The organism is uncultured Sphaerotilus sp. (assembly GCF_963924895.1).
Classification (GTDB): domain Bacteria; phylum Pseudomonadota; class Gammaproteobacteria; order Burkholderiales; family Burkholderiaceae_C; genus Sphaerotilus.
The window spans coordinates 1-5,534 of record NZ_CAWURG010000018.1 but is presented as its reverse complement, the minus strand read 5'-3'; the positions used below and the strand labels follow the sequence as shown (position 1 = coordinate 5,534).

Annotated in this window: 6 protein-coding genes and 1 pseudogene; 2 read left to right on the top strand and 5 right to left on the bottom strand. The window is 63.2% G+C overall.

The features are described 5' to 3' along the window. Positions 1 to 151: 151 nt before the first annotated feature. Positions 152 to 631 (top strand): annotated as a pseudogene (locus AABN02_RS07825) (HAD family hydrolase); the annotation flags it as partial. Between the two features lie 30 nt (positions 632 to 661). On the opposite strand, the gene rsgA reads toward AABN02_RS07825, so the two are convergent. Both rsgA and AABN02_RS07815 read right to left on the bottom strand, forming a co-directional pair. Next, positions 662 to 1,576 (bottom strand): ribosome small subunit-dependent GTPase A, encoded by a 915-nt coding sequence (gene rsgA / locus AABN02_RS07820; protein ID WP_338414364.1) that lies wholly within the window; start codon positions 1,574 to 1,576, stop codon positions 662 to 664. Then, positions 1,563 to 2,840: a M48 family metallopeptidase gene (locus AABN02_RS07815; protein ID WP_338414363.1), complete on the bottom strand. Its 1,278-nt coding sequence runs from the start codon at positions 2,838 to 2,840 to the stop codon at positions 1,563 to 1,565. The genes rsgA and AABN02_RS07815 overlap by 14 nt, the downstream gene beginning before the upstream one ends. A 56-nt stretch (positions 2,841 to 2,896) precedes the next feature. Here AABN02_RS07815 and orn point away from each other — a divergent pair, with 56 nt between their 5' ends. Beyond that, a complete protein-coding gene (orn, locus tag AABN02_RS07810; protein WP_338414362.1) occupies positions 2,897 to 3,481 on the top strand; it encodes an oligoribonuclease in 585 nt (194 codons plus the stop codon). A 3-nt stretch (positions 3,482 to 3,484) separates the two neighbouring features. On the opposite strand, the gene AABN02_RS07805 is transcribed toward orn, so the two are convergent. From AABN02_RS07805 to AABN02_RS07795, 3 genes are all read right to left on the bottom strand, one after another. Then, on the bottom strand, positions 3,485 to 3,895 hold the full coding sequence (locus tag AABN02_RS07805; protein ID WP_338414361.1) for a hypothetical protein: 411 nt from the start codon (positions 3,893 to 3,895) through the stop codon (positions 3,485 to 3,487). Position 3,896: 1 nt separating this feature from the next. Next, complete coding sequence (locus tag AABN02_RS07800) at positions 3,897 to 4,490, bottom strand: DUF433 domain-containing protein (RefSeq protein WP_338414360.1); 594 nt, start codon at positions 4,488 to 4,490, stop codon at positions 3,897 to 3,899. Between the two features lie 213 nt (positions 4,491 to 4,703). Then, a partial coding sequence (locus AABN02_RS07795) for a transposase (RefSeq protein ID WP_338414359.1) occupies positions 4,704 to 5,534 on the bottom strand: 831 nt, incomplete at its 5' end.

Genomic DNA, 5,534 nt, shown 5'->3' with positions numbered 1-5,534 from the left:
CGGAGCTTTTCTAGGTCTTCTGGGGAAAGCGAGAAGTCACGGCTCTTGAGCATGGTCTCATATCATTGATTTGATTCCAAAATTCTACAGGCAATCGTATAAATTTTAAACAACAATCAAACTTGATTGAGACTGCTTACTCAGGAAAAATGGTCTACGACTGATCGATGTGCAGGCATTGATAGAGCGTGTAGATCCGCTGCCAGGGGCGTATCATTTTCTGACCGAGTTGCGCCAAGATTTTCATGTCGTCTTGGTGTCGGATGCATTCCAGGAAATGATCCTGCCTTTATGGGAAAAGCTGGATCAGCCTGAACTGCGTTGCCATTGGTTCATCTGTGATCGAGGCGGCTATATTTCCAAGGCACACTATTCCCGCAGGCATGGCAAACACGAGGTCATTGAAGAATTTGCGGAGAATGGTCATCGAACCTTGGCCGTTGGAGACGCGTTCAACGACTTGACCATGCTTCGGCGGGCATCCATGGGGTTCCTGTTTTGCCCTTCGCCGCAAACATTGCAAGCTGCTGCGGGGATTCACGTTGCAAGAACTTACCCGGAAATTCTGGCGGCAGCTCGGCAGCTCGGGAACCGGCAGGCGTTTGATGCACTCTGCGCCAAACGGGCCTGATCCCGAATGGTCGCCGGCCCATGATTCAGTTCAGTAGTGCGTGCGGCCCAGTTCCTCGCGCACTTCCAGATAGATCCGATGCCGCGACGGCGCAATGTCGCCCTTTGCCAGCGCCGCCAGCACCGCGCACCCCGGCTCGTGGTCGTGGCTGCAGTTGGCAAACCGGCACTGGCCGAGGTAGCGCGAAAGGTCCGGCATCCACGCGGCGAGATCCTCCACCGGGATGTGGCGAAGGCCGAATTCCTGGAAGCCCGGTGAATCGATCAGCGCGCCTTTGTGGGCGTCGTCTAGCCAGTACCAGCGGGTGTGCGTCGTCGTGTGGCGGCCGGAGTTCAGCGCGACCGAGATCTCGCGCACGGGTGCGGCGGCGTCCAGCCCGAGCAGGTTCACCAGCGTGCTCTTGCCGGTGCCCGAGGGGCCGAGCACCAGCGTCGAGCCGGTGGCGAGCAGGTCGGTCAGGCGGGCCCGGGTCTCGTCGGGCTGGGCCTTGATGGCGACCTCGATCACGTCGTAGCCCATCTTCACGTAGGGCGCCAGCCGCTCGCGGGCGAGTTGCGCCGATTCGACCAGGTCGATCTTGTTCAGCAGGATGCTCACCTTGATGCGCGCCTGCTCGGCGGCGATCAGCGCGCGGGCGAGCTGGCTCTCGCTGAACACCGGCTCCGCGGCGACGAGGATCAGCAGCCGGTCCAGGTTCGCCGCGAAGGACTTGGTCTTCCACTCGTCCTGGCGGTAGAGCAGGTTGGTGCGCGGCTCCATCGCCTCGATCACGCCTTCGTTGCCCAGCGTGTCGGTGGGCTGCCAGCGCACGCGGTCGCCGACGACGAGCTGGCTTTTTTTGCCCCGCGGGCTGCACTTGATCTCGCGGCCCTCCGGTGTCTCGACGATGTAGTGGCGGCCGTGGCCGGCGATGACGAGGCCGATGTCGAGTTCAGGTGTGGGCATGGAGGGCGGCGAGGCGTTCGGACGCGGGTGGGTGGGAATAGTGGAAACGCACGTACAGCGGATCGGGGGTCAGCGTGGTCGCGTTGTCCTCGAAGAGCTTGAGCAGCGCGGATTTCAGGTCGACTGCGCGGGCCTGCTGGCTGGCGTAGGCATCGGCCTCGAATTCATGGCGGCGCGACACGGCGGCGGTGATCGGCGTGATGAAGAAGCCGAACACCGGCCCGACCAGCGTCAGCAGCAGCAGCGCCAGACCGTGGTTCGGCGCCGCCATGTTCGGCTGCACGCCGAGGCCGGTGTAGAAGCTCGGCTGGTTCATCAGCCAGCCCAGCAGAGCCAGACTCGCCAGCCACACGCCCATCACCGTGACCAGCCGCTTGGGCACGTGGCGGTGGTGGAAGTGGCCGAGTTCGTGGGCGAGCACGGCTTCGATCTCCTGCGCCGATAGCCGCGACAGCAGCGTGTCGAAGAACACCACGCGCTTGCTGGCGCCGAAGCCGGTGAAGTAGGCGTTGGCGTGGGCGGAGCGCTTGGAGCCGTCCATCACGTACAGCCCTTGCGCCTGGAAGCCGCAGCGCTGCATCAGCGCCTGCACGCGGCTCTTCAGCGGGCCATGCGTCTCGTCGTCCAGCGGCTGGAACTTGTTGAACAGCGGCGCGATGACGGTCGGGTAGAGCACCTGCATCAGCAGTGTGAACCCGGCCAGCACCGCGAACGCCCACAGCCACCACAGCGCGCCCGCCGCCGACATCAGCCACAGCACCAGCGCCATCAGCGGGATGCCGATCGCAGCACCCATGACGGTGCCGACCAGCGCGTCCTTGAACCACAGCCCCCAGGTCATGCGGTTGAAGCCGAATTGCTGCTCGATGCGGAAGGTGCGCCAGAGGTCGAAGGGCAGGTCGATCACGCTGCCGATGGCGCTCACCGCCACGAGCAGCGCGACTTGGTAGCCCAGGGCGCCCCAGCGCGGCAGCGCCCATTCCAGCACGGCGCCATTGACGGCGTCCAGTCCGCCCAGCAGCGTCCAGCCCAGCAGCATCGCGCCGCCCCAGGCGGTGGTCAGCAGCTCGAAGCGCTGGCGGGCGATGGTGTAGTCGGCGGCCTTCTGGTGGGCTTCGAGCGAGACCACGTCGGCAAATGCGGCGGGCACGCTGCTGCGGTGCTGCGCCACATGGCGGATCTGGCGGCTGATCAGCCACAGGCGGGTGCCGAGCATGGCCACGAGGGCGACTGCAAAGGCGAACGTCACGGCAAGCGAATTCATGCGCGGATTCTCGCCGATGGCGCGTGGGAAAATCGCCGCTTCTCCTGGAGCCCCTGATGACCGAGCCGATTGCCGCTGAAGCCACCGCCCCGACCCTGACCCGCCACGATCAGAACCTCGTCTGGATCGACATGGAAATGACCGGGCTCGACCCCGCGACCGACCGCATCATCGAGATCGCCGTCGTCGTCACCGATGCGCAGCTGACCATGCGTGTCGAAGGCCCGGTGATCGCCATCCACCAGTCGGATGCCGTGCTGAACGGCATGGACGCCTGGAACAAGGGCACCCACGGCAAGAGCGGTCTGGTCGACCGCGTGAAAGCCTCGACCATCACCGAGGACGAAGCCGGCCAGCAGGTGATCGCCTTCCTGAAGCAGTACGTCAGCGCCAAGGCCTCGCCGATGTGCGGCAACAGCATCTGCCAGGACCGGCGCTTCATGGCCAACTACATGAAGAAGCTCGAAGCGTTCTTCCATTACCGCAATGTCGATGTCTCCACGCTGAAGGAGCTGGCGCGTCGCTGGCAGCCGGGCCTCGTCGAAGGCTTCAAGAAGCACCAGAAGCACACGGCGCTGGCGGACATCCACGAGTCGATCGACGAGTTGCTGTACTACCGGGCGCACATCCTGAAGGTGTGAGGGTCAGGCGCGAATCTGCTCCAGCGTTTTCTGTCCTTGCCGCCGATACGGCACACGATAAGCGGCTTTGGACGTGAGTGCCGCAACATCGAGAATGGTGGGCCACCATTGGACAAGCTGGGCGCTCATCTCCCAGAACGGTTTGCCGGACCATTGCTTGTCGAGCACGAACACCATCAAACCGTGCTTACGTACGAGTTCCCGCTCAGCGGTGGTTTTCTTGAACTGATCGATGGACACGATGGCCCAGCCGCCATCGTTCGCCAGTTCTGGCAGCCAGACCTCATCCTTGGCGTTCTGTGCGAATCGGTCACGCAACGGGACGATCTGTGTTACCCGTACATCCGTTTTCGAAAACTCGGCCAGACCTCTAGCCAGATGCGGCGACAGGTTGTTGTCAAAGAGGAACTTCAATTCAGGCTACCTGCCGTAGTTTTTCCTCAAAGCGGACGGCTGCTTCTACCTGCTTGACCGGGACATCGAACACCCGAGCGACTACGGCTTTTTGCATGTTCTCTGCCAGATAGGATGCATACAGTGAAGCAGTTGGCACACCAGATTCCTCGATCATGGGGTGTCCGAACTGGAGCGCTGGATCAATCACTACCGCTCGGCTGCGCGGCTCGGGATACCAGCGTCTGGCCTGACCGTCCTCGTACTCGATTCCCGTGTAGAGCGAGTCCTTGATGATGGTCTTGAACGTGTACTGGCGGTTGTTCAGGTTCAACAATTCACCGTCTTGCTCACCAGCACGGGTCTCGGCTTCGAGTGATTCGGCGAATACGGTTGCTCCATCGGTGACGAAGCGGCGGCGTGTGAGAGGGTGATCTGCACCAAAGACCTCGCGGGCCGTGTTCAGGCATCGTCGAACGACCGCGAGGGGCACACCGTGGTCGACGAATTGTCGAACGACACGCAACTCCAGCAAATCTTGAAATCCTATGACCGCTTCGCCTAGTTCATCACGGTTGTACTGGGGTGACCACAGCGCGGGTGAAACGCGTCGCACTCGCTGATCACCGTGGCCTGTGTGATACGCATGCCCGTAAAGCCAACGTCTGATCGCACGTGGCTCTGTGCGGACTAGCCTAGCGGCATCCGTCAGTGAGTACATGCCAAGGCCGAAGGGGGTCATCGAAGCGGGCAAGGAGAAAAAAGACAAGTCAACAGTGTGCCCAGCGAATGCCTTGTCGTAAAGCCAAAGCTTGACATCCTCCCCGCCCTAAAGGACGGGGATTCCGGCGGGCGCGACCGCTTGCGCGGCCGAGCCTTCGGCGGGTTCCTGCTTCCTCGCGGCTGCGCGTCGTCCCCTCACGGGTCTGGCGCGTCTGACCTCCGCTCCACAGGCTTCGGGCCTTGCGACCCAGACCGCGCGTCCCGCGGCCAGTACGTTCTTCGCGGCGTTCAGGTCCGCGTTCTCGCTGTGCCCGCACGCTTCGCACGCGAAGCGGGTTTGTGTCGGGCGATTCTCCTTGGCCGTGTGCCTGCAGGCGCTGCACCGCTGGCTCGTGTACGCCGGGTTCACTGGCACCACTGCCCCGCCTCGGGCCGCGGTCTTGTATTCCAGTTGTCTCCGTGCCTCGCCCCACGCCTGATCCAAGATCGAGCGGTTCAGCCCCGCTTTCTGCCGCACTCGTTGCCCCGGCTCGGTGGCCGTGCCTTTCGCGCTGGCGCTCATCGCTGCCACCTTCAGATCCTCGATGGCGATCACCGGGTGCGCATCCGCCCACCGCGTCGTCAGCTTGTGCAGCCAGTCGCTGCGCTGCGCCGCGATCCGGGCATGCACCCTGCCCAGTCGGTCGATCGCCTTGCGCCGGTTCTTCGACCCCTTCACCTTGCGCGACACCGACCGCTGGACTCGCTTCAGGTACTTCTGCTGCCGCTTCAACGCATTCAGCGGCGCCACGCACTCGCCGTCCGTCGTCGCCGCGAACAGCGTCACGCCGAAGTCGATCCCCAGCGTCGGCACCAGTCCCGCCGCCGGGATCACGTCGGGCTGCTCCACCTGGATCGACACGAACCAGCGGCCTCGCTCCTGTGTCAGCGTGTAGTT

Coding starts and splice junctions, on each gene's coding strand:
- orn (WP_338414362.1), top strand. CDS start 2,897: ATGACCGAGCCGATTGCCGCTGAAGCCACCGCCCCGACCCTGACCCGC.
- rsgA (WP_338414364.1), bottom strand. CDS start 1,576: ATGCCCACACCTGAACTCGACATCGGCCTCGTCATCGCCGGCCACGGC.
- AABN02_RS07815 (WP_338414363.1), bottom strand. CDS start 2,840: ATGAATTCGCTTGCCGTGACGTTCGCCTTTGCAGTCGCCCTCGTGGCC.